The following is a 23,717-nucleotide window of genomic DNA, read 5'->3' as shown; positions in this document are numbered from 1 at the left end:
ACTCTTCACCTTATTCAAACCTGTGCGATCCACTTGCGATGGGTATGGATCGACATCAAAACCCCAAACGCTGACAGCAGCGTCACCAGCGAAGTTCCTCCGTAGCTAATGAACGGCAACGGCACCCCCACGACCGGCAACAGGCCACTGACCATACCGATGTTGACGAAAACATAAACAAAAAACGTCATGGTCAGCGCGCCGGCCAGCAATTTGCCGAACAGCGTCTGCGCCTGCGCGGTGATCACCAGCCCGCGACCGATCAGCAACAGATAGATCAGCAGCAGCGCGCAGATGCCCACCAGGCCGAACTCTTCACCCAGCACCGCAATAATGAAGTCGGTGTGGCTTTCCGGCAGGAAGTCCAGGTGCGACTGGGTGCCCAGCAGCCAGCCCTTGCCGAACACCCCGCCGGAGCCGATGGCGGCTTTCGACTGGATGATGTTCCAGCCGGTGCCCAGCGGATCGCTTTCCGGATCGAGGAAGGTCAGGATCCGCTGCTTCTGGTAGTCGTGCATGATGAAGAACCACATGGCGATCGCCACGGGGACGGCGGCGGCGAGCACGCTGAGAATCCAGCGCCAGCGCAGCCCGCCCATGAACAGCACGAACGCGCCGCCGGCCAGGATCAGCAGCGAAGTGCCGAGGTCCGGCTGGCGCACGATCAGCACGAACGGCACCCCGATCAACCCCAGGCTGATGACCACATGCTTGAGCTGCGGCGGCAGCGTACGCTTGGACAGATACCAGGCGATGGTCGCCGGCATCAGGATCTTCATGAACTCCGAGGGCTGGAAGCGGATCACCCCGGGAATGTTGATCCAGCGGGTCGCGCCCATGGCGTTGTGGCCCATGATGTCCACCACCATCAGCAACACCACCCCGAACACATAGCCGAGTGGCACCCAACGGGCCATGAACCGGGGTTCGAACTGGGCGATCACGATCATCGACACCAGGCCGATACCGAACGAGGTGGCCTGTTTGCCCAGCAGATCCCAGCTCTTGCCGCTGGCCGAATACAGCACGAACAGGCTGCCGGCGGCCAGGATCAGCAGCAGGATCAACAACGGGCCATCGATATGCAGGCGTTGCAGCAGCGTCGCGCGGCGACGCATCACATCCTCGCTGGAGAGCATGCGATCGAAATTATTCTTCACGGGCCGTAGCCTCCGCACTGATAGGGCTGGCGTATTCGGCCTTCAGGCGTCCGTCCTGATCCAGAAGCCAGGCATCCATGACCTGACGTACCACTGGCGCGGCGACACCGGAACCGGACTCACCGTTCTCGACCATCACCGACACCACGATTTTCGGATTGTCCGCCGGCGCAAACCCGACGAACAAAGCGTGGTCGCGATGGCGTTCCTGCACCTTGGAGCGGTCGTATTTCTCGCCCTGCTTGATCGCGACCACCTGGGCCGTACCCGACTTGCCGGCGATCCGGTATTGCGCGCCGATCGAAGCCTTGCGCGCGGTGCCTCGGGCACCGTGCATCACCTGCTGCATGCCGTGGTTGACCTTGGCCCAGTCCGACGGGTCGCGCAGGACGATGTCCGGCATCGGGTTTTCGTCCTTCGGCTTCTCGCCTTCGATGGTCTTGGCCAGGTGCGGCCGGTTCCACACGCCCTTGTTCGCCACTAGCGCCGTAGCCTGGGCCAGTTGCAGCGGGGTCGATTGCATGTAGCCCTGGCCGATCCCCAGAATCAGTGTTTCGCCCGGGAACCACGCCTGCCGGCGGGTCGCGCGTTTCCATTCACGGGACGGCATCAGGCCGGGGGATTCTTCGAACATGTCCAGCGAGACCTTCTGGCCGATGCCGAATTTGTTCATGTAAGCCGACAGCCGATCGATGCCCAGCTTGTGCGCCAGGTCATAGAAGTAGGTGTCGTTGGACCGCATGATCGCCGTGTCGAGGTCGACGAAACCGTCACCGGTACGGTTCCAGTTGCGGTACTTGTGATCGTAGTTGGGCAGCATGTAGTAGCCGGGGTCGAACACCCGGCTCGACGCCGTCACCACGCCCGCGTCCAGACCGGCAATCGCCACCGCCGGTTTGATCGTCGAGCCCGGCGGATACAGACCGCGCAGCACGCGATTGAACAGCGGCCGGTCGATGGAGTCGCGCAACTCGGAATAAGCCTTGAAGCTGATACCGGTGACGAACAGGTTCGGGTCGAAGCTCGGCTGGCTGACCATCGCCAGCACTTCGCCGGTGTTCGGATCCAGCGCCACGACCGCGCCGCGACGCCCGCCCAGTGCGGCCTCGGCGGCTTCCTGCAACTTGATGTCGAGACTCAGGACAATGTCCTTGCCCGGCACCGGATCGGTGCGTTTGAGCACGCGCAACACGCGGCCCCGGGCGTTGGTCTCGACTTCCTCGTAACCCACCTGCCCGTGCAACTCGGCCTCATAGAAGCGCTCGATGCCGGTCTTGCCGATGTGGTGGGTGCCGCTGTAATTCACCGGATCGAGGGTTTTCAGCTCTTTCTCGTTGATCCGCCCCATGTAACCCACCGAGTGCGCAAAGTGCGCGCCCTGCGGGTAGTGCCGAACCAGTTGCGCGACCACTTCAACACCCGGCAGGCGGAACTGGTTCACCGCGATGCGGGCGATCTGTTCCTCGGTCAGCTCGAACAGGATCGGCACCGGCTCGAACGGCCGGCGCCCCTGACGCATGCGCTTCTCGAAAATCACCCGGTCTTCGGGCGTCAGCCCCAACACTTCGACGATCACGTCGAGCACTTGCTGCCAGTCGCCGGAACGCTCGCGGGTCATGCTCAGGCTGAAACTCGGACGGTTGTCCGCCACCACCACGCCGTTGCGATCGAAGATCAGGCCACGGGTCGGCGGAATCGGCTGCACATGGACGCGGTTGTTTTCCGAGAGCGTCGAGTGGTACTCGTACTGGATCACCTGGAGGAAATACAGCCGGGCGATCAGCACACAGATCAGCAACACGACCGCAATGGCCCCGAAAACGACGCGGCTACGCACTAGGCGTGCGTCTTTTTCGTGGTCCTTGATGCGGATCGGCTGGGACATGAGGGCAGGATTACTTGTGGTAAGGGTGGCCGGACAACACGGTCCAGGCACGATACAACTGTTCGCCGATGAGGATCCGCACCAGCGGGTGCGGCAGCGTCAACGGCGACAACGACCAACGCTGATCGGCGCGGGCACAGACTTCCGGCGCCAGCCCTTCCGGGCCACCGACCATGAAATTGACCGTGCGCGAGTCCAGCCGCCAGCGATCGAGTTCGACCGCCAGTTGCTCGGTGCTCCACGGTTTGCCGTGGACTTCGAGGGTGACGATCCGCTCGTTCGGCCCGACCTTGGCCAGCATGGCTTCGCCTTCCTGACGGATGAAGCGGGCCACGTCGGCATTCTTGCCACGGGTATTGAGCGGAATTTCCACCAGTTCCAGCGCCAGTTCGGACGGAAGACGCTTGGCATATTCATGCCAGCCTTCTTCCACCCATTTGGGCATGCGTGAACCGACGGCGATCAGTCGCAGTCGCACAGCGCTACCCTTACTGCTGGTCTTTGTTGAGCTTGGTGAAATGCTCGTGGGTGTTTTCCGGGCTGTGGTGCTTGGCGTCCGCCGCACGGCTTTGCTCGGCACCGGCCCACAGACGTTCCAGGTCGTAGAACTGACGAGCCGAGGCGGTCATCATGTGTACGATCACCAGGTCCAGGTCCAGCAGCACCCAGTCGCTGTCGCCCTTGCCTTCCTCACCCAGTGGACGGGCGCCTTTCTTTTTGACTTCTTCGCGGACCTTTTCCAGCATCGCGTTGATCTGGCGATTGGAAGTACCGGTCGCGATGATCATGTAGTCGGTGATGCTCTGCTTGTCGCGAACATCAATGATCTGGATGTCCTGGGCCTTGACGTCTTCCAGGGCTGCCACGGCGACCTTGACCAGTTCGTCACCGTTGAGCGGCTCGTTGGTGTTGACCGGTTCCGGCAGCGGCGCACTCTTGAATGTGCCTTTGCGCTTTACTTTAGCTACGTCTTTGTCAGTCATATAAAACTCGTTTTGCTCATGTATTCGGCGGCTTGGCGACACGTTTGTCCGTATCAGTGAAGCACGCCTTGTTCAGTTCGACGCACGGTACAGACCGTGCGCATCGATGTAGGCCAGGACCGCGTCGGGCACCAGGAAACGTACCGACTTACCGCTGGCCAGCAGTTGACGGATCTGGGTGGCGGAAACCGCGAGCGGTGTCTGCCAGACGAATGCAATCTGTCCGCTCGGCCCCTTGAGGGCCAGCGGGTCGCTCACCGAACGCGCTGCCAGCAGGTTGCGCAAGGCATCCGGCGGTTCGCTGTCGGCGTCCGGGCGCTGAAGCACCAGGATGTGGCAATGCTGGAGCAACTCTTCCCAGCGGTGCCAAGTGGGCAGGCCGCAAAATGCGTCCCAGCCCAAAAGCAGAAAAACCTGGGTGTCCGCGGCCATTTCGGCACGCATCGACTCCAGGGTATCAATGGTCCAGGACGGCTTGTCCCGCTGCAATTCGCGGGCGTCCACCACCAGCGGCGGCACTCCGGCCACCGCACACTCGACCATCGCCAGCCGGTCCTGCGCCGACACCTGCGGCGCATCGCGATGCGGCGGTCGGGCGCTGGGCATCATGCGCAGCTCGTCGAGCGTCAGCGCTTCGGCGACTTCCAGCGCGCCGCGCAGATGGCCGACGTGAACCGGGTCGAACGTTCCGCCCAACACGCCGATGCGCAGGGGGCGCGACTCGCTGCCGGTATGCGGCGCTGTCAGGTCGAGGTCGGTCAAGTCAGACCGTCGCCTGGCCGCGCAACTGGCCATCACCGACCACGATGTACTTCTCGCAGGTCAGTCCTTCCAGGCCCACCGGCCCACGGGCGTGCAGCTTATCAGTAGAAATGCCGATCTCGGCACCCAATCCGTATTCGAATCCGTCGGCGAAGCAGGTCGGCGTGTTGATCATCACCGACGCCGAGTCGACCTGCGCCACGAACTGCCGGGTGTCGGCGAGGTTTTCGCTGACGATCGAATCGGTGTGGTGGGAGCCGTAGCGGTTGATGTGTTCGATGGCCTGATCCAGGCCGTCGACGACGCGGATCGACAGGATCGGCGCCAGGTATTCGGTGCTCCAGTCGTCTTCAGTGGCCGCAACGGCCTCGATGATCGCCCGGGTGCGCTCGCAACCACGCAGTTCGACACCTTTTTCGCGGAACTGGGCAGCCATCGACGGCAGGAAATCCTTCGCAACACTTTGATCGACCAGCAGCGTCTCCATCGCCCCGCAGATGCCATAGCGATAGGTCTTGGCGTTGAAGGCGATGCGCTGGGCTTTCGGCAAGTCGGCGTGGGCGCTGACGTAGACGTGGCAGATGCCATCCAGGTGCTTGATCACCGGCACCCGGGCGTCACGACTGATGCGCTCGATCAGGCCACGGCCGCCGCGCGGCACGATCACGTCGACGTACTCGGGCATGGTGATCAAAGCGCCAACGGCGGCGCGGTCGGTGGTTTCCACCACTTGCACCACGGCGGCCGGCAGTTCGGCCTCGGCCAGGCCACGCTGGATGCACGCGGCAATCGCCCGGTTGGAATGAATCGCCTCGGAGCCACCGCGCAGGATGGTCGCGTTGCCGGACTTCAGGCACAGGCTGGCGGCGTCGATGGTCACGTTCGGCCGGGATTCGTAGATGATCCCGATCACGCCCAGCGGCACGCGCATCTTGCCGACCTGAATCCCCGACGGACGAAAACTCATGTCGCGGATGGCACCCACCGGATCCGGCAGCGCCGCGACCTGCCGCAGACCGACGATCATGCCGTCGATCCGCGCCGGGGTCAGTTCCAGGCGTTCCAGCAGCGCGGGCTCCAGACCGTTGGCGCGACCGGCGGCCAGGTCCTGTTCATTGGCTGCCGCAAGCTCCGCGCGAGCCGCGTCCAGGGCATTGGCGGCAGCCAGCAGGGCGCGGTTTTTCTGCGCGGTGCTGGCACGGCCGATGACCCGGGAAGCTTCGCGGGCGGCGCGACCCAATCGGGTCATGTAGTCAAGAACGGACTCAGTCATGGTCTGCTGGGGTCTTGGCAAAGAGGAAAGCGGCAGATTATAGCTGTCACGTCCCGGGACTAACAGCGGTGACGGGCGGATGGTCGAAATGGACAGTGATTTGCCGACGTTCAGCCGTAATTAAGCCAGCGATTGTTATCATCACGACCTCTTCAGCCGGAACAAATGCCGCTTGCCATGTCCAACCTGACCGTTCGCGCCACCGCCACGCGCCTGCCTGTGGGACTTCCAGACAGTTTTTTCGACCGTGACGCACAGACGCTGGCGCGGGATCTGCTCGGCAAAGTCATCCGTCATCGGGTCGGCGATCTTTGGCTCAGCGCCCGGATCATCGAAACCGAGGCCTATTACTGCGCGGAAAAAGGCAGCCACGCCTCCCTCGGCTACACAGAAAAGCGTAAGGCTTTGTTTCTGGACGGTGGCCACATCTATATGTACTACGCCCGGGGCGGCGATTCGCTGAACTTCAGCGCCCAGGGTCCGGGCAATGCGGTACTGATCAAATCGGCTTATCCGTGGGTCGATGAAATCAGCGGCCCGGCCAGCCTGGCGCAAATGCTCCTGAACAATCCCGACGCCCAGGGTCGCCCGCGCCCGTCGCAGAAGCTCTGCGCCGGACAGACGTTGCTGTGCAAGGCACTGGGATTGAAAGTGCCGGTATGGGACGCCAAGCGCTTCGACCATGAAGTGCTGCTGGTGGAAGACACCGGCCCTGCGCCGGCTCACGTCATCCAGACCACCCGCCTGGGCATTCCCCACGGTCGCGACGAACACCTGATGTACCGCTTCGTCGATGCCGCCTACGCACAATGGTGTACGCGGAACCCGCTGCGGCGGGGTCAGGTCGAAGGTCGCGATTATTTTTTGTTGCCCTGAAAGCACTCGGGACTTGAGTTCGAAGAAATCCCCCGTGGGAGCGGGCAAGCCCGTTCCCACAATTGAATGGAGTTGTTCATATGAGCCAATGGCTCGATAGCGTGACCGGCTGGCTGGCAGCCAATCCGCAGTGGCTGGCCGCTGCGGTGTTCATCGTGGCCTTCGTGGAGTGCCTGGCGATTGCCGGGCTGATCGTGCCCGGCACGGTGCTGCTGTTTGCCGTGGCGGTGCTGGCGGGCAGCGGTGCGCTGTCGCTGAGCGAAACCCTGTTGCTGGGCTTTCTCGGGGGGATTCTCGGTGACGTGATTTCCTACTTCCTCGGTCGCCATTTCCACCAGAACATCCGCCGCCTGCCTGGCCTGCGCCATCATCCGGAGTGGATTGGCGGGGCCGAAACCTACTTCCAGCGCTACGGCATCGCCAGCCTGCTGGTCGGCCGCTTCATCGGCCCGCTGCGCCCGATGCTGCCGATGGTCGCCGGCATGTTCGACATGCCCTTCCCGCGCTTCGCCGCCGTCAGCCTGCTGGCTGCCGCCGGCTGGAGCCTGGCCTATCTGCTGCCGGGCTGGGCCACCGGGGCGGCGATCCGTCTGCCGCTGCCCGAAGGTTTCTGGCTGCAGGCCGGCATCGTCGCCGGCGCCATCGCGGTCATGGTCGGGTTGAGCGCCAACAGCAGCCTGCGTCGCCATCGTCGCGCAACGCTGTGGATCAGCAGCATGAGCCTGTTGATCCTGATCGGCATGTTCTTCGGCTATCCGTACCTGACCGCGCTCGATCAGGGCGTGATGACACTGGTGCAGGAACATCGCAGCCCGGCCCTCGATGAGGTTGCGGTGGTGCTGACCCTGATCGGCGAATTTCGCAACATGCTGCTGTTCAGCGCCCTGCTGACTATCCTGCTGCTGGTCTGCCGACAATGGCGCCAGGCGATTTTCACCGGCGCCACCCTGCTCTGCACGGCCCTCGCCAACACCGGCACCAAGCTGTTTTTCGCCCGGGTCCGGCCGGAAGTGCTGACCGATCCGCTGACCAGTTACAGCATGCCCAGCGGTCACGCCTCGGGGTCGTTCGCGCTGTTCCTGACCCTCGCGGTTCTCGCCGGACGCGGCCAGCCACCCCGGATGCGCCTGACCTGGCTGCTGCTCGGCTGTCTGCCGGCCTTGTCGATCGCGTTGTCGCGGGTCTATCTCGGCGCGCACTGGCCGACCGACGTGATTGCCGGCGCGATGCTCGCGGCGTGCGTCTGCGCGGCCAGCCTGTGGTTTATCCAGCGCCGCGAACCGCTCGAACCCATGCCGCAGAAAGTCTGGTGGCTGGTGCTGCCAGCGCTGGTGGCGTTGTTCGGCTTCTTCGTATTGCGCCACTTGCCGCACACCTTGCTGCGCTACGCCTACTGACGACACCTGCGCCGACAAAAACACCCGTCAACTTAAAAGTGACGGGTGTTTTTATTCAAGTTTGACTTTATATAACGGCAACTTTGGCTCTGTTAGTTCTTCTACATATAAAGACATCACATATACAGAAAAACAAAACCACCTGAATCATTCGCTACTTCATGACACCGTGGGCGTCCCAATTATCACTTGAAGATAATTAACTCTCTTTATGAAAGTTCACGCCCATGACCCTCGACAGCAATAATAATCGCGACACTTATCCGCCAATAAAAATTTCCGACATTAATCCGGTCCTCTCTCCCCTCCCCGGTAAAACACCTGACCTCAACGCTCTGGACAAACTGTTCGGCCCCCTGCCGATCGGCGAGCTCAGTGTCAGTCGGCAAGAACTTTACGTATTGGGTGCCACGCTCGACGGTGAAACCCTCACCCCGGCAACGGTGTACTTTTCCGAACCCGATCAAACGTTCATCGACGCCCTCGAGTTTGACCCGGTCAAAGTCGAGCAGCGTATCCGCTCCGCCGACGCCACGGCGAGCGAACTGGTTTCAACCTTGCTCTATGAAATAGTCACGCTGCGCTCGCCGGACGCTGCGCCATTATTGCGCCAGATACCGGTAGCCGCCGCTGAACCGCTCATGGACAGAATCACTCGTCTGCTCAACGCCACGCAGCGCGTGGACATCCGCAAAAACCCGTTGCCCGCGCATCTGCCGGGCTGGGTCGATCTCGCCAAGAGCCGGAGCATGACCAGCATGGGTGCGGGGTTGCAGGCCTACGGTTTGTACAGCGCCTACACGGGCATGATCGATGCGCTGAAAAAGGGCCAGCTCGGCGAAGCACTGGTCAATGCCGGGGGCGGCGTGACAGAAATCGGCTCGCTGGGCCTGGAATACGCCCTGACCCGCACGGGCGAAAAAATGATCCGCCAGGGCGCGCTGACCTTCGAGCACTTCGGCAAGACCACCATGGGCAAATGGCTGTGCCGCAGCGCCGGGCTGATCGCCAGCGCGCTGACGCTGCCGTTCGACATCTACACCGCCATCAAGTCCTTCAGCGACGCCGCCCACGCCCAGGGCAAGGAGGCTCAGGATCTGTACGTCGCCGGTGGCCTGAGTGTGTTCAGTGCAGGTCTGTCACTGATGCTGGCCACCGCCTCGCTGATGGGATTCCAGGCCGCCGGCCCGATCGGGATTGCCGCCGCCGCGATCCTGATTGTCGGCGCGCGGGTCTACAGCGCCGTGCGCGTGGTCGACGATATCGACGACTACATCGAACTGAGCGTCAACGAGCGCTGGCGCGCCGGCTGGTTTGCGTTCACCGGCCAGGATCAGGACAAGTCGCTGATGGATCGCTTCACCACCGCCAAGACCTACAGCGATTACGCCAAGGCCCTGCAAACCCGCAGCAACGGCTGGCTCGACCATGAACTCAAGGGCAGCATCGAGGCCGTGGTCAACGGCCGCATCGAGGTGAAACTGCAACCTGCCCGGGTCTACAAATACCAGTGGGATGACGCCACGGGCGAATCAGCCTTCTCCACGGTCGACACGCCGCTCATCGAGGAAACCGACGATCATTACGACGCCAGAAACGGCCTGCCCTCTGCGAACGCCAACATCGTCAGCCGCCCCGGCGACGCCAGCAAAGGCATTCTGTGGAAACTCGGCGGTGGCAACGACAGCGTCCTCGGCGTTCGGGACAAACCCAACCACTTCAACTACGGCGCCGGCCAGAAACGTCTGAACGGTGGCGACCGGGACGACACCTTTGTCTTCCAGTCGGCCGCGGCGGCGCTCGCCTCGGCGCCCGACAAGGTCAGTTATCTGCAAGGCGGCCGCGGCGCGGATCTGCTGTGGCTGCAAGGCAAGCACCTCGGCCAGGACCACGGGCCGGACGCACCGCGCTTCGTCGGCTACGACATCGACCTGGTCAAGCACCAGCTCGGATTGCGCTCGGCGGATGCCGGCGTCGAACCCGTACTGCACTCGACCCTCGACGGATTCGAAAAGGTCGAGACACTCGCCGGCGCGACCAATCGGGTCCGGGGTGGCGCCGGCAACAACCTGATCACCGCCAATGGCGACGACCGGGTCGACGCCGGCCCCGGTGACGATCAGGTTTTCGTCCGGGGCAGCCATGCCGTGGTCGATGGCGGCAGTGGAGCCGACGCCTACCACATCGATCGGATGGGCCTGCGGGTGTCGATCAGCGAAGACGCCGGGGAGCCGAGCAAGGTTTACCTGGGCGTGGCGCTGGAGGCGATCCAGTCCTGGCGTATCCATGACAACGATCTGCTGATCGAGACCCTGCGCAGCGATGATCCGCAAACGCCGCGTCGAGAGCTGATTCTGGAGGCGGTGTACCAGACGCTCGACGGCAAGCGTTCACTGCGCAACGACAAATGGATGTTCATCACCGAGGACGGCTATCACCTGCAACCGGACTGGCCGGCCGAAACGGCAGATCTGAACGATCAGGAGTTGAATGCCATCGTGGTCGTGGCCGGCATCGGCAAAGCCTCGCCTTTCCTGCTTCACGACACCCCGCAAACGGCACTCGCCAACCAGCACTCGTCCTACTTCGTATCCCGTGACAGTCATTACACGACGCTGCGGGCCGGCAAGCAGGACAAGGACAATCGCAGCACCTTGTATGTCGACTTCGACAGCACGGAAATCGACGAACTCAGGTCGGTCTACACCGTAGACGTCACCGAGCGCGGTGCCTATCGGGTCGTGAGCTATCAGCAGATCCACTTCATCCTGACATTCATCGGCGGCGGCAAACTGCTTTCGCTGCACGGCGGTGTGAGCGAAAAACCCGGCAACAAAACCGAGAGCGTCGCCGGGATCCTCGCCTCGCCGTGGCAGATCACCCATCCCTTCACCCTGGTGATGCGCGATGGCGTGTCCTACCACCTCGACCTGCCCCGCAACAATTATCGGGAGGATGCGCAAAAACCCGGTTACAACGTCGTCCGCAGCCGCGAACCGCTGCGCGAGCGGGCCGGCAAATACCTCTTCGTCCACCCCGCCGAGGTAACACGCCGGCTGAAGCGGACCGCGCAACGCATCGACTTCCGCGCCATTGCGCACAGCGCCACGTATTCGCTGGAAGGTCGATCCGCCTACTACGAGATGTTCCCGGCCAGCAACATGACGCTGCGGCTTTCAACCGCAATGGCGGACGCCAGCATCAGCGGCTCCTCGACCTGGCGGATTTACACCACGGCCCTGACGGAACACATCGGACGGGAGCAACTGAGCATCGCCGACAACCTGCTGATTATCGGCAGCATCCATGTCCATCTACCGGACAGCCGCGACCCGTCGCTGCCGCTGGAAACCGTGGACGTGGTGGTGTCCGCCGGGCATCGCTACCGGATCAATCCGCTGTTCGAGGTGATCGGTCTCTGCGCAGTCAATGCCCTGGCTTGCGCCACGCTGCCCAGGGTTATCGAACTGATCCATACGCACAAAAAACGCAATGAGCTGGAGAGCGATGAGGTGCTGGTCGAGAACATCCGGCTGCCGGACTCCCCGGCCGGCAAGGTCTTTTACAACGCGGTCACCGAGCGCTGGAGCCTCGCCAGCAAGCCGTCGCGTCCGATCAACCCCGAGCACCTGATCATTGGAGAAGTCCCCAAACCGCAAACCACCTGACAACGGACTGATCGTTTTTCAACCCCTCTCTTCAACCGTCAAGGAATGACACCATGCGACCAAAACCACCGCCCGCCCCCAACGTGCCCAAAGTGAACCCGCCCGCGCCGGGACCCGGCCGATTACGCCCGGACGCCGACCTGCCGCTGATCCACCCTCCAGTCTCAGGCACGCCAACCCGGCCAACCGCCAACCCGGAACCGGGACATGCCATCCGCCCCGGCGACCCTGCCGAAGTGCCCCGCGTCGCGGTCTCCGACCTGCCCACCGTCCGGCCCGAAACCAGCGCCGGACTGAACGGTTACCTGCTGAATCAGGCCTTTCTGCGTAACCTGCAGGCTGCCGATACCGAGGGCTTTCGCTTTATCGTCAATCGCAGGTTCGTCGATATCAAAGACCTGGGCACGGTGTACGTGGAATTCGATGCGACGGCGGGCGCCTATCGCGCGCGGGACCTCTACAACAAACTGCCGCCGGGGCCGGTTCTGTTTCGGAATGACGGAGAGCCGACCTGGAGCCTGCTGCCGTCCTCCTCCCCGGAGACTCGGGCCGCACAAAAGCGGCCGTCAGCGGACGACGCTGGCGATCAACCCGGCAGCAAGCGACCGGCGAATCCAGCATCCGATCAAGCGCTGCGCCCGGCCGTCGCCACCGTCTACCCGCTGACGATTTACGCTCGAAGCTACTTTCGGATGCGCCTCAGCCAGTCCGGCGACGGCGAGCCGAGCTTCCTCTATGGCTACGAAAAGGACGGCGAGCGCATCCTTCTCGACGCCCCGCCACCTGAATACGTGCGAGGCCCGAAACAGCACACGAGCTGGGATGACCTGATGTATTACGCCGCCGCCAAACCCGGTCCCGACGGCCAAGGCTACTACCGGATCGCGATCAAGACCGACGCGGCCAGCGACACGTCGTACACCCTTTACGGCTTCAAGGATGCCAACGACCATCTGGTCAAAGTCGACCCGCCCGTGGCCGGGATCGATGCCCGCCCCCGCCACCTGACAGGCTGGACCGATCATGAAATCTGGCGCCTCTACCGCCTGCATGGCGCGGACATCCCGCGTTTTCGCGCCGATGCACAAGCCAGCGGCACACGGCCTGAGTGGGCCAGGCCGGTGAAGTTCGGCAACCCGCGAAAGGAGCTGCTGAGGGATTCGTTGCGCTGGCTGTATCCACAAATGACCCGCGAACAACTGAGCACCCGGTTACGCGCCTACAACCTGTCACCCGGCCAGCACGCCCGGTTGCGTCAGGATCTGCTCGACAATCCGCGCGTCATTCCGCCATGGGCCGAGCAGCACAAACTGCGCTCGCTGGACGCAAACGAACCGAGCCGGTTTGCCGCCATGCAACAGGAAATCGAACCGTTGTTGCTGCCGTTGCGCAACGGCACCCTCACGCTCAAGGGTCTGCATGGCCTGGACAAAATGGTCACCCGGGATTTTCTCGAGGCCTTCGTCAATCGCCTGGGTTACCGGCGCAACACCTCAAACTGCCTGTACCGCACCGACATTCCGGCGCTGTTCAGGGCCGATGAGCGCACGCTGTTCGAGTTGGTCGACGACGGCCGGATGCTGCCGCGCATGACCCACGCCAAGGGTGGCACCAGCGAGAAGCCGATCAGCGCGACGGTCGGCCTGCAACTGGTCTGGACCTACGCCGGCAAAGGCACGACCGCGCCCGACCCGGAGCACCTGCGCTACAACAATCAGAAGAACAAATACCCCGGCAAGCGACCGGGCGAATCCGACAATGACTCCGGCGAATCCGACAACGAATGGTCCGAGGCCTCGGACGTGGAGCTGGATGCCGAGCGCAATTACGAAACCATCCGCCACCAGCAGAAGATCAACTTCATCTACCTCATCGACACCCGCAACCTGGAAGTGGTGTTGCGCGAAGAGAACATCCTGCTCAACGGCAGCGCGGAAAAAAACGGGGCGAACTTCCCCGAGGATGAAAACGAAGCCTTGCTCTCGGCCTCGCGACGGGGCATTGGTTCCCAGCGTATCTGGCTGCTGGATTCCACCCTCGGCCGCGCGGCAAAAATCGATGACATCGCCGAACAGGCCGATTACTCGTTGCGCCGCAGCATCGAAGACAACACCCACAACGGCCAGTACAACCAGGCTCAGTACGACGCCTTGATCAACGCGGCGGCCAGGGCCGGCAAGCCGGTTCTGCGGATGGTGAAGGGATTCGATACCTTTGCCAATGACATCGTCTGGCCCGAATAACCGGCCCCGGACTCAGGCGAACAGCTCGCCCTGCAGCTCGTCGAGCAGCGCCTGGATCGCATCCAGGCGCTGTTGCGGATCATCGAGTTGCAGCAGGTCGAGCTTGTCCTCTTCGGCAAATGGCAGCAGGTAGGCCAGCTGATTGGCCAGCGACTGTTGCCCGGCCGCGTCGGTGCCCATGTTCAGCGCCTCGACCATCGGATGTTCGGCCAGGGCCTTGAGCAGCGCCATCAGATCGGCGTCTTCGTCCTGCAACGGTTGCTCGGGTTCGTCGTCCAGCCAGTCGACCTCGGCGACGAGCAACTGATCGCGCTGCACCTCGGTGCGCAACACATGGAAACGCCGTCCGCCCTGCACGCGAATGCCCAGCAGGCCGTTGTCCTGTTGCTGGAAATCGGTGATCCGCGCCTCGCAGCCGACCAGGGCAAAACCTTGCGGCGCAACGCCGACTTCGCTGCCCTCGAGAATGCACACCACCCCGAACCCGCCGCCCTGCTTCATGCAACGGCCGATCATGTCCAGGTAGCGTGCCTCGAAGATCTGCAAATCCAGATTGCAGCCGGGAAACAGCACCGTGTTCAGCGGAAAAAGCGGCAGACTCATAGACATTTCCTTAGACCACCATCGACACCGCCAACGGCAGGAACACCGCCGTGGCCACGCCCATCAGACTCATCGCCAGCGCCGCGAAGGCGCCGCACTCATCGCTTTCCTGCAACGCCACCGACGTGCCGACCGCATGCGCCGTCATGCCCAGCGCCATGCCGCGCGCCTCGGGGCTGTGGACGCCAAGACGGTTCAGCAGCGCCGGGCCGAAAATCGCGCCGATCACCCCGGTGATCAACACGAACACCGCCGCCAGCGCCGCGACGCCACCGATCTGTTCGGCCACCAGCATGGCGATCGGCGAGGTCACCGACTTCGGCGCCATGGTCATCAGGATCATGTGCTCGGCACCGAACCACCAGCCCAGCGCCACGCCCATGCCCGTGGCGACCACGCCGCCTATCACCAGCGTAGTAAAAATCGGCCAGAACAATTGGCGGATGCGGCGCAGATTGAGGTACAGCGGCACCGCCAGTGCCACGGTCGCGGGGCCGAGCAGAATGCTGAGGATTTCCGTGCTCTTGCGGTACTCGGCATAGGTCAGGCCGCAACCGACCAGTACACCGATCACCAGCAGCATCGACACCAGCACCGGTTGCAGGAAGATCCAGCGGGTTTTCTCGAACGCCGCCAGCACCAGTTGATAAGCCCCCAGGGTGATGCCGATGCCAAACAGCGGATGGTGGATCACCGACGCCCAGGCGCCTTGCCAGTCAAACAGCATCAGGACGCCTCCGACCGGGCGGCGTGACGCTTGACCAGGCGTTGCATCAGCACCCCGGCAAACGCCATGGACAGAATCAACGACACCACCAGCGCGCCGACAATCGCCCAGAAGTCAGCGGCAATCGCCGTGGCGTAGACCATCACACCGACCGCCGGCGGCACCAGCAGCAACGGCAGATAACGCAGCAGGCTGCCGGCCGCGAGGTTCAGCGGCTCGCCCACTTCACCTCGAACGATCAGGAACACCAGCAACAGCAGCAGGCCGATGATCGGCCCCGGCAGCACCGGCAACAGCAAATGGTTGAGGGCCGTGCCGAGCAATTGAAACAGCACCAGCATGGTCAGGCCACGTAACAACATCCGTCATCTCCGTCCGACTTCCCGACAAGCACGGGCCGGCCATTATAAGCACGCGAACGCTATGAACCGGCATTCGCCAAAAGCATGGTCGGTTGACCTGAGCAAATCGTCATGATGATCTACAGTGGTTCGCAGGGCGGTTTTATCCCCCACCTGAAAAACTAAAAAAACGATGAACCCAAGGAGAGTCTCAATGCCCTATGTTCCAGTTGCAGAGCTCAAAGATTATGTCGGCAAGGAACTCGGACGTTCCGAATGGCTCACCATCGATCAGGAGCGCATCAACCTGTTCGCCGAAGCCACCGGGGATTATCAGTTCATCCATGTCGATCCGGTCAAAGCCGCGCAAACGCCATTTGGCAGCACCATTGCACACGGTTTCCTGTCGTTGTCGCTGATTCCCAAACTGATGGAAGACATCCTGATCCTGCCGCAAGGCGTGAAGATGGTGGTCAACTACGGTCTGGACAGCGTGCGTTTCATCCAGCCGGTCAAGGTCAATTCCAAGGTCCGCCTCAAGGTCGACCTGGGTGAGGTGACCGAGAAAAAACCCGGTCAGTGGCTACTCAAGGCCACCGCCACCCTTGAGATAGAAGGCTCGGACAAACCGGCCTACATCGCCGAACCGCTGTCGCTCTGCTTCGTTTAAGCGCCTGGATGCGAAACGGCTCACGCTGTTTCGCATCCGCGCCCTTCCGGCGGCTGTATAAGGTCACATAGCTGCGGCATACTCGGTCGCCTAATTGCCCGGATCCCGCTATGCGCTCATTCGCTCCGCTCGCCCCTCTTGCCCTGACCCTGTTGCTGGCCGCTTGCGGCGACGGCGAATCGCTGTTGCCACCGGATGCGCGCCTGCCCGACGGCGGACGCTATCGCGGCGAGCTGGTCAACGGCCTGCTGCAGGGTCAGGGGCGGGTCGACTATCCCAACGGCAGTTGGTACGCCGGGCAGTTCGACAAGGGGCAGTGGCACGGTCAGGGCGAGTGGCACGGCAGTAACGGCGAGGTCTATCGCGGCCAGTTCCAGCAAGGCTTGTTCGACGGCCAGGGCACGCTGACCACCCATGGCAGCAGCTACACCGGCGGCTTCAAGCTGGGCCGACGCGAAGGTGAAGGCACCCTCAAGGAAAACGCCATGACCTACCGTGGCGAGTTCAAGGCCGACCAGTATTCCGGGCTCGGGCGCCTGGAACTCGATGACGGCAGCTCCTATCAGGGCCAGTTCGCCCACGGCAAACCCAACGGCGAAGGCCAGCGTGGCGACGCCAGCGGCAATCAGTTCAGCGGCCACTTCATCAACGGCCAACTGGAAGGCAACGGCACCTTCAACAGCGCCGACGGCGACATCTATGTCGGCGGCTTCAAGAACAATCAACTGCACGGCAAGGGCCGCTACGAAAACGCTGACGGCGACGTGTGGCTCGGCCAGTTCAAGGAAGGCGCACTGACCGGCAAGGGCGAACTGATCGGCGCCGACGGCAGCCATTACATCGGCTCGTTCAGCGACTGGCGCTTCAGCGGCCAGGGCCGTCTGAACCTGTCCGACGGCAGTTTCTATATCGGCCAGTTCGACAGCGACAGCTACGCCGGGCGCGGCACCCTGGTCCTGACCGATGGCACGGTGCTCACCGGCACCTGGATCAACGGCCAGCGGGTACGCGATGCCGACGGCAAACTGCTGCCCGATACCCTCGAAACCGGCCTGCTCGCCCAGGGCCGCCTGCTCGACGATGCGCTGGCCAGTGTGCCCGTCTCGACCCCAGCCGTGGAGCTGTACACCCTGACCCTCGGTGGCGACGGCAAGCAGAGCGTGTTCCTGCGTGAGTCCGATTACGTGGCCAACATGCTCGCCACCCGCTTTGGCGCCTACGGCCAGATCCGTCTGGTCAACCATCGCGACCACCTCACCGACCGGCCGATGGCCACCCGCGAGAACCTGCGCCGCGCCGCGCAGACCCTCGCTGAACGCAGCGGCCCGGAAGACTTGTTGTTCATCTACCTGACCAGCCACGGCACCGCCGAACACGAACTGGTGCTCGACCAGCCGCGCATGGAACTGGCCGACCTGCCCGCCGACGAACTCGCCGCCGTGCTGGCGCCGCTGAAGAATCGCGACAAGATCATCGTGATTTCGTCGTGCTACTCCGGCGGGTTCATTCCGGCGCTCAAGGATGAACGCACGCTGATCATGACCGCCTCGCGCGCCGACCGCGTGTCCTTCGGCTGCTCGGAAGAAGCCAACTTCACCTACTTCGGCGACGCCCTGTTCGCCCAGGCGCTGAACCAGACCGACGACCTGGAACAAGCCTTCAAGCTGGCCAAGGCCACCGTCGCCGAGCGCGAACTGGCGGACAATTTCGAAGCCTCGGAGCCGCAGATCTGGGCGCCGAAAACCGTACTCTCGCACTGGCAACTGCTGCGCAAGCAGCAAGCACGAAAAGCATTGCAAAGCGCTGCGTTGAACGACGGGACGACAAAGAGCAACTAAGCTGAACAGTATCAAGGGAGAGACACTATGTACTTGACGCCTCAGCATGTCTTGCTTGCCGGAGCCACCGGGTTGACCGGGGAACATCTACTCGACCGTCTGCTCAACGAGCCGACGATCACCCGTGTTCTCGCCCCTTCACGCCGGCCGCTGGCCGAGCATCCGCATCTGGAAAACCCGGTCGGCGACCCACAGGCATTCCTGCCGCAGCTCGCCGGGCGCGTCGACATCGCCTATTGCTGCCTCGGCACCACCATCAAGCAGGCCGGCTCCGAAGAAGCGTTCCGCGCCGTGGATCTGGACATGGTGGTGGCATTCGCCAAACGCGCCCGGGAAATGGGCGCGCGGCATCTGATCGTGATCAGTGCCCTGGGGGCAGATCGCCGATCATCGATTTTCTACAACCGGGTAAAGGGTGAGATGGAATACGCACTGCGCGCGCAGGACTGGCCGCAACTGACCATTTGCCGGCCATCGCTGCTGCTCGGGGAACGCAGCGAACCGCGCCTGGGAGAACAACTGGCCGCGCCGTTCTCGAAACTGATTCCCGGCAAGTACCGTGGCATCGAAGCCTGCCAACTGGCCCGGGCGATGTGGCGGCTGGCGCTGGAAGAACAGGATGGGGTGCGGATTGTCGAGTCGGATGAGCTGAGGAAGCTCGGCAAGTAACGGTGTGGTGACACCCTCCGAGGCGGGAGCGCGCAGCGCTCCCCTACAATCCCCCGGTAGCCTGAAACCCGACGCCAAGCACCGTCAGTAACGACAACGGCAACAACAGCGTATCGAGCAATGCACTGGCCGGCAGATCGACACCCGGATAACCCGGTGCCTCGGCCCCGAACCGATCCTTCGCGCAACACCCGCCATTCATTGCATACAGGTCCAGCCGCGTCCCCGAATACACCACGGGCGCCCCCGGTTTGGCCGCATCCAGCGTGCGCGCCGTGGCGCAGCCGGTCAGTTGCAGCGCCAACAGAATCGCCAAGAGCTTATTCATCGCTGCTCAAATGATGTTCGCCCCAACGCGGCAGCATGTCCTGGGGAATGCCCAGCAGATTGAGGATCCGCGCGACCACGAAATCGATCAGGTCATCGATGGTCTGCGGCTGGTGATAGAAACCCGGCGACGCCGGCAGGATGGTCACGCCCATGTTCGACAGCTTGAGCATGTGCTCCAGATGAATGCTCGAATACGGCGCTTCACGAGGCACCAGGATCAACTGGCGGCGCTCCTTCAGCGTGACGTCGGCGGCGCGTTCGATCAGGTTGTTGCAGGCGCCGGTCGCAATCGCCGACAGGGTGCCGGTCGAGCACGGCACCACGACCATTGCCGCCGGCGCACCGGAACCGGAAGCCACCGGCGACATCCAGTCTTCCTTGCCATACACGCGGATCTGCCCGGCGGCGGCGCCGGTGTATTCGGTAAGAAAGGCCTGCATCATCTGCGGCTTGGCCGGCAACGAAACGTCCGTCTCGGTGGCCATCACCAGTTGCGCGGCCTTGGAGATCAGGAAATGCACCTCGCGATCTTCCCGCACCAGGCAATCGAGCAGGCGCAAACCGTACTGGGCGCCGGACGCGCCGGTCATCGCCAGCGTGATGCGTTCCGGGCCGTTGCTCATTTCAGCGCCTCGGCGAGTTTGCCGTGCAGGCCGCCGAAGCCGCCGTTGCTCATGATCACGACATGAGTGCCGGGCTGGGCCTGACTCTTCACGCGCTCGATGATGCCTTCCAGCGAATCACTGACAATCGACGGCACCGTACACAACGCCGCCGTACCCGCCAGATCCCAGCCGAGGTTGGCCGGGGCGTACCAGATCACCTGATCTGCATCGACCACGCTGTCCGGCAGACCGTCGCGATGCGCGCCGAGCTTCATCGAGTTCGAACGCGGCTCGATGATCGCGATCAACGGCGCATCGCCGATACGTTTGCGCAGGCCATCCAGGGTGGTGGCAATCGCGGTCGGGTGGTGGGCGAAGTCGTCATAGATGGTAATGCCGCGCACTTCGGCGACCTTCTCCATCCGCCGCTTCACGCTCTTGAACGCGCTCAACCCGGCAATGCCCATCGACGGCACGACACCGACATGACGCGCGGCTGCCAGGGTGGCCAGGGCGTTGGCAACGTTGTGCTGACCGGTCAGCTCCCACTCGACCACGCCTTGAGACACGCCTTCGAACATCACTTCGAACGCCGAACCGTCGTCCTTGAGCAATTTGACCTGCCACTGGCCGCCGGCACCGGTGGTCTGCACCGGGGTCCAGCAGCCCATTTCGATCACGCGCTGCAAGGCCGGTTCGGTGGTCGGATGGATCACCAGGCCTTCACTCGGGATAGTACGCACCAAGTGGTGAAACTGCCGCTCGATGGCCGGCAGATCGGGGAAGATGTCGGCATGATCGAACTCAAGGTTGTTGAGGATCGCGGTGCGTGGGCGGTAGTGGACGAATTTCGAACGCTTGTCGAAGAACGCGCTGTCGTACTCGTCCGCCTCGATCACAAAGAACGGCGTGCCACCCAGGCGCGCGGACACCGAGAAGTTCTGCGGCACGCCGCCGATCAGGAACCCCGGGCTCATGCCCGCATGTTCCAGCACCCAGGCGAGCATGCTGCTGGTGGTGGTCTTGCCGTGAGTGCCGGCGACGGCCAGGACCCAGCGCCCCTGCAGCACATGATCGGCCAGCCACTGCGGGCCGGAGACGTACGGCAGGCCTTTGTTCAGCACGTATTCCACCGCCGGGTTGCCACGGGACATGGCGTTGCCGATCACCACCAGATCCGGCGCCGGATCGAGCTGGGCCGGGTCGTAACCCTGGGTCAGTTCAATGCCCTGGGCTTGGAGCTGAGTGCTCATCGGCGGATAAACGTTGGCGTCGGAGCCCGTGACATGATGGCCCAGCTCTTTGGCCAGAACCGCCATCGAGCCCATGAAAGTCCCGCAGATACCCAGAATATGAATGTGCATAGTCGACCTCGTAAAACATGGCCGCAGGTTAGCGCAGGGAGGGGGAAATGGCACTCTTTAGGTGAGGGGCTCGGATGGGGTGGGCCGCTGGGTCCAGACCTGGCTCAGAATCGCTACCCTCTCCCGAAGGGAGAGGGAGCCGATCCTCGTGAAATTCAAAACCGGGTTCGACTCGGAACTTGCAGGGTTGGCGAAGTTTGCAAGGACGACTCGGTCAGTCCCCTCTCCCTCAGGGAGAGAGGCTCCTAGCTGACGCGCCGCTCGATCCCATGCTTGCGCAGCTTTCTATATAGCGTATTGCGACTGACCCCAAGCTGCTCCGCCGTGTGGGTCATGTGCCAGCGCGTATGCTCCAGTGCATTGAGCAACGCCAGTCGTTCCGCATCGTCCAGCGGATGCTCCGACGATGACGCAGAAACCTCCAAAACCGCCGGCCGCGCCTGCCGGATCATCGCCGGTAAATCCTCCATCCCGATCCGTCCGCCATCACACAACGCCGCCAGCGTGCGCAGCACATTGCGCAATTGCCGCACGTTCCCCGGCCAGTTGAAGGCCAGCAACGCTTGCCGCGCCGGCTCATCGATCAAGATCGTTTCGCCGCCCGCCTCTTCGGCCAGCAGGAAATCCAGCAACTGCGCCCTGTCACCGCGCTCGCGCAACGCGGGCAGCGCCACCTCCAGGCCATTGAGCCGGTAATACAGATCCTCGCGAAAACTGCCATCCTCGACCCGCTCCAGCAGATTGCGGTGGGTGGCGCTGATGATCCGCACGTTGACCGCTTCCGGCTCGCCGCCGATCGGCACCACCTGACGATCCTCCAGCACCCGCAGCAAGCGGGTCTGCAAGGCCAGCGGCATATCGCCGATTTCATCGAGGAACAACGTACCGCCATCGGCCTGCTGCAACTTGCCGCGCATGCCGTCCTTGCGCGCGCCGGTGAAGCTGCCACCGCGATAGCCGAACAGTTCGCTCTCGATCAGGCTCTCGGGAATCGCCGCGCAGTTGAGGGCGACGAAGGCTTTGCCGGCGCGCTGACTGGCGTGGTGCACTGCCTTGGCGAACGCTTCTTTGCCGGAACCGGTTTCGCCATTGATCAACAGCGGCACGTCACGCTCGAACACCCGCAGCGCCTTGCGAAAATCTGCCTGCAACGCGGCATCGTCCAGGCAGATACCCGACAGCCGTGGTGCTTCGGGGGCCAGCGCAACCGCCGCCGGCATCACCGGCAACGGGCGCCGCGCCTCACCGCGCAACACCGCAAACAGATGTCGTCCATCCCGGGTGCGCAGCGGCCAACTGGCGCTGGCATTGGCGCTGGCCCGGCCAAGCAGCTCATCCAGCGAACAATCGAAAAACGCTTCCACCGGCTGGCCGAGCAAACCGCCACGAATGTGTCCGAGCAAATTCAATGCGCTCTGGTTGACCGCACTGATCCGCCCTTCGCCGTCGAACGCCAGCAGCCCTTCGCTGAACAAGCCAACGGACTCGGCCTGCAAATGAAAGCGCAGCAGCCATTGATTATCGAAGCAGCGCAGGAAGTAGCAGCTTTCGATCATCTTCGCCGACAGATTGACCAGCGCCATGGTGTGGAACTGGCTCTGGCGCGACACATCCGGCCGCGCCGAGGACACATCGAGCACCGCCAGCAGCTCGCCGTGCGGGTCGAACACCGGGCTCGCCGAGCAGGTCAGGCCGGTGTGGCGGCCGCGAAAATGTTCATCCTGATGAATGGTCAGAGCCTGGCGCTCGACCAGACAGGTGCCGATGCCGTTGGTGCCTTCGCAGGCTTCGCTCCAGTCGGAACCCAGCCACAGCCCGGCGCGCTCGAAAATCTTGCGCTCGGCGGGGGCGGTCACGCAGTTGAGGATCACCCCACGGGCGTCGGTCAGCAGCACCGCATGGCCGGCGCCGGACAGTTGCTGATGCAGACTGCTCATTTCATTGCCGGCGATCTGCAACACCTGCTGCAGGCGCTCGCGGCTTTCAAGGACGCGCCCGTGTTCGAGCACCGTCGGTGCCATGCTCAGGGCCGGGTCGAGGTGATAGTCCTCAAGACAACGCAGCCACGAACGGGCAATCGACGGATCGGCACCCGGCCCGTGCAGGTGCGGTTTGCCCTGGGTGACGGTGAGAACCTGTTGGGCATGGCGACTCAAATGGTTGTCGTGCATTTCTTATTGTTCTCCCCGAGGCTCGTTGGCCCATGCGTGAAGTGGTGCCCAGCATCCTCCAGCCACCGGCGCATTGCAATGCTGGCAAGACCGCTCGGTCACGGGCTGTGCCAGAAGCGGTACAAACTGTCACGACCTCTGTACCGAATGCG

General features: G+C 63.0%; 20 protein-coding genes. 7 read left to right on the top strand and 13 right to left on the bottom strand.

Annotated features, from left to right (window positions below; genetic code table 11):
• Positions 1 to 14: 14 nt before the first annotated feature.
• From rodA to N8H74_RS18435, 6 genes are all read right to left on the bottom strand, one after another.
• Positions 15 to 1,118 (bottom strand): rod shape-determining protein RodA, encoded by a 1,104-nt coding sequence (rodA, locus tag N8H74_RS18460; protein ID WP_217830312.1) that lies wholly within the window; start codon positions 1,116 to 1,118, stop codon positions 15 to 17.
• A 31-nt stretch (positions 1,119 to 1,149) separates the two neighbouring features.
• Positions 1,150 to 3,045 (bottom strand): penicillin-binding protein 2, encoded by a 1,896-nt coding sequence (mrdA, locus tag N8H74_RS18455; protein WP_217830169.1) that lies wholly within the window; start codon positions 3,043 to 3,045, stop codon positions 1,150 to 1,152.
• A gap of 10 nt (positions 3,046 to 3,055) precedes the next feature.
• Positions 3,056 to 3,523: a 23S rRNA (pseudouridine(1915)-N(3))-methyltransferase RlmH gene (gene rlmH / locus N8H74_RS18450; protein ID WP_003185785.1), complete on the bottom strand. Its 468-nt coding sequence runs from the start codon at positions 3,521 to 3,523 to the stop codon at positions 3,056 to 3,058.
• A 10-nt stretch (positions 3,524 to 3,533) separates the two neighbouring features.
• Positions 3,534 to 4,028 carry a ribosome silencing factor gene (gene rsfS, locus N8H74_RS18445; RefSeq protein WP_217830170.1) on the bottom strand — a complete coding sequence of 165 codons (495 nt, stop codon included), beginning with the start codon at positions 4,026 to 4,028 and terminating at the stop codon, positions 3,534 to 3,536.
• 72 nt (positions 4,029 to 4,100) lie between these two features.
• A complete protein-coding gene (gene nadD / locus N8H74_RS18440) occupies positions 4,101 to 4,823 on the bottom strand; it encodes a nicotinate-nucleotide adenylyltransferase (protein WP_262149306.1) in 723 nt (240 codons plus the stop codon).
• Positions 4,792 to 6,063, bottom strand: a complete 1,272-nt coding sequence (locus N8H74_RS18435) for a glutamate-5-semialdehyde dehydrogenase (RefSeq protein WP_262149304.1) — start codon at positions 6,061 to 6,063, stop codon at positions 4,792 to 4,794. The genes nadD and N8H74_RS18435 overlap by 32 nt, the downstream gene beginning before the upstream one ends.
• Before the next feature lie 177 nt (positions 6,064 to 6,240).
• Between N8H74_RS18435 and N8H74_RS18430 the strand changes: the two genes are divergently transcribed.
• The 4 genes from N8H74_RS18430 to N8H74_RS18415 all read left to right on the top strand — a co-directional run bounded on the left by N8H74_RS18430 (position 6,241) and on the right by N8H74_RS18415 (position 14,247).
• Positions 6,241 to 6,939: a DNA-3-methyladenine glycosylase gene (locus N8H74_RS18430; protein WP_262149302.1), complete on the top strand. Its 699-nt coding sequence runs from the start codon at positions 6,241 to 6,243 to the stop codon at positions 6,937 to 6,939.
• Positions 6,940 to 7,019: 80 nt separating this feature from the next.
• Positions 7,020 to 8,336, top strand: a complete 1,317-nt coding sequence (locus tag N8H74_RS18425) for a bifunctional DedA family/phosphatase PAP2 family protein (protein WP_262149300.1) — start codon at positions 7,020 to 7,022, stop codon at positions 8,334 to 8,336.
• A gap of 227 nt (positions 8,337 to 8,563) precedes the next feature.
• Positions 8,564 to 12,004, top strand: coding sequence for a calcium-binding protein (locus N8H74_RS18420; protein WP_262149298.1), 3,441 nt, complete (start codon positions 8,564 to 8,566; stop codon positions 12,002 to 12,004).
• Positions 12,005 to 12,057: 53 nt separating this feature from the next.
• Positions 12,058 to 14,247 carry a hypothetical protein gene (locus N8H74_RS18415; protein WP_262149296.1) on the top strand — a complete coding sequence of 730 codons (2,190 nt, stop codon included), beginning with the start codon at positions 12,058 to 12,060 and terminating at the stop codon, positions 14,245 to 14,247.
• Between the two features lie 12 nt (positions 14,248 to 14,259).
• On the opposite strand, the gene N8H74_RS18410 is transcribed toward N8H74_RS18415, so the two are convergent.
• The 3 genes from N8H74_RS18410 to N8H74_RS18400 are packed head-to-tail and all read right to left on the bottom strand — an operon-like array spanning position 14,260 to position 15,939.
• The gene (locus N8H74_RS18410) at positions 14,260 to 14,850 is read right to left on the bottom strand and encodes an LON peptidase substrate-binding domain-containing protein (RefSeq protein ID WP_217830176.1); all 591 of its coding nucleotides are present in this window, start codon (positions 14,848 to 14,850) and stop codon (positions 14,260 to 14,262) included.
• A gap of 10 nt (positions 14,851 to 14,860) precedes the next feature.
• Positions 14,861 to 15,577 (bottom strand): LrgB family protein, encoded by a 717-nt coding sequence (locus N8H74_RS18405; RefSeq protein WP_217830177.1) that lies wholly within the window; start codon positions 15,575 to 15,577, stop codon positions 14,861 to 14,863.
• On the bottom strand, positions 15,577 to 15,939 hold the full coding sequence (locus tag N8H74_RS18400; RefSeq protein ID WP_217830178.1) for a CidA/LrgA family protein: 363 nt from the start codon (positions 15,937 to 15,939) through the stop codon (positions 15,577 to 15,579). The genes N8H74_RS18405 and N8H74_RS18400 overlap by 1 nt, the downstream gene beginning before the upstream one ends.
• 193 nt (positions 15,940 to 16,132) lie before the next feature.
• Here N8H74_RS18400 and N8H74_RS18395 point away from each other — a divergent pair, with 193 nt between their 5' ends.
• The 3 genes from N8H74_RS18395 to N8H74_RS18385 all read left to right on the top strand — a co-directional run bounded on the left by N8H74_RS18395 (position 16,133) and on the right by N8H74_RS18385 (position 19,095).
• Positions 16,133 to 16,588 (top strand): MaoC family dehydratase, encoded by a 456-nt coding sequence (locus N8H74_RS18395; RefSeq protein WP_007909575.1) that lies wholly within the window; start codon positions 16,133 to 16,135, stop codon positions 16,586 to 16,588.
• Between the two features lie 110 nt (positions 16,589 to 16,698).
• Positions 16,699 to 18,426 carry a C13 family peptidase gene (locus N8H74_RS18390; RefSeq protein ID WP_262149294.1) on the top strand — a complete coding sequence of 576 codons (1,728 nt, stop codon included), beginning with the start codon at positions 16,699 to 16,701 and terminating at the stop codon, positions 18,424 to 18,426.
• A gap of 27 nt (positions 18,427 to 18,453) precedes the next feature.
• Positions 18,454 to 19,095, top strand: coding sequence for an oxidoreductase (locus N8H74_RS18385; RefSeq protein WP_217830180.1), 642 nt, complete (start codon positions 18,454 to 18,456; stop codon positions 19,093 to 19,095).
• A 43-nt stretch (positions 19,096 to 19,138) separates the two neighbouring features.
• Here N8H74_RS18385 and N8H74_RS18380 read toward each other — a convergent pair whose 3' ends face one another.
• From N8H74_RS18380 to N8H74_RS18365, 4 genes are all read right to left on the bottom strand, one after another.
• Positions 19,139 to 19,423, bottom strand: coding sequence for a YceK/YidQ family lipoprotein (locus tag N8H74_RS18380; protein ID WP_217830181.1), 285 nt, complete (start codon positions 19,421 to 19,423; stop codon positions 19,139 to 19,141).
• A complete protein-coding gene (gene ubiX / locus N8H74_RS18375; protein WP_192559082.1) occupies positions 19,416 to 20,048 on the bottom strand; it encodes a flavin prenyltransferase UbiX in 633 nt (210 codons plus the stop codon). The genes N8H74_RS18380 and ubiX overlap by 8 nt, the downstream gene beginning before the upstream one ends.
• Complete coding sequence (gene mpl / locus N8H74_RS18370) at positions 20,045 to 21,394, bottom strand: UDP-N-acetylmuramate:L-alanyl-gamma-D-glutamyl-meso-diaminopimelate ligase (RefSeq protein ID WP_217830182.1); 1,350 nt, start codon at positions 21,392 to 21,394, stop codon at positions 20,045 to 20,047. The genes ubiX and mpl overlap by 4 nt, the downstream gene beginning before the upstream one ends.
• Before the next feature lie 245 nt (positions 21,395 to 21,639).
• The gene (locus N8H74_RS18365) at positions 21,640 to 23,565 is read right to left on the bottom strand and encodes a sigma-54-dependent Fis family transcriptional regulator (RefSeq protein ID WP_217830183.1); all 1,926 of its coding nucleotides are present in this window, start codon (positions 23,563 to 23,565) and stop codon (positions 21,640 to 21,642) included.
• Positions 23,566 to 23,717: the final 152 nt, after the last annotated feature.

The sequence above is a fragment of the Pseudomonas sp. B2M1-30 genome, assembly GCF_025447575.1.
GTDB lineage: Bacteria > Pseudomonadota > Gammaproteobacteria > Pseudomonadales > Pseudomonadaceae > Aquipseudomonas > Aquipseudomonas botevensis.
The sequence above is the reverse complement of the archived record's forward strand: the minus strand, read 5'-3'. Positions and strand labels throughout refer to the sequence as shown.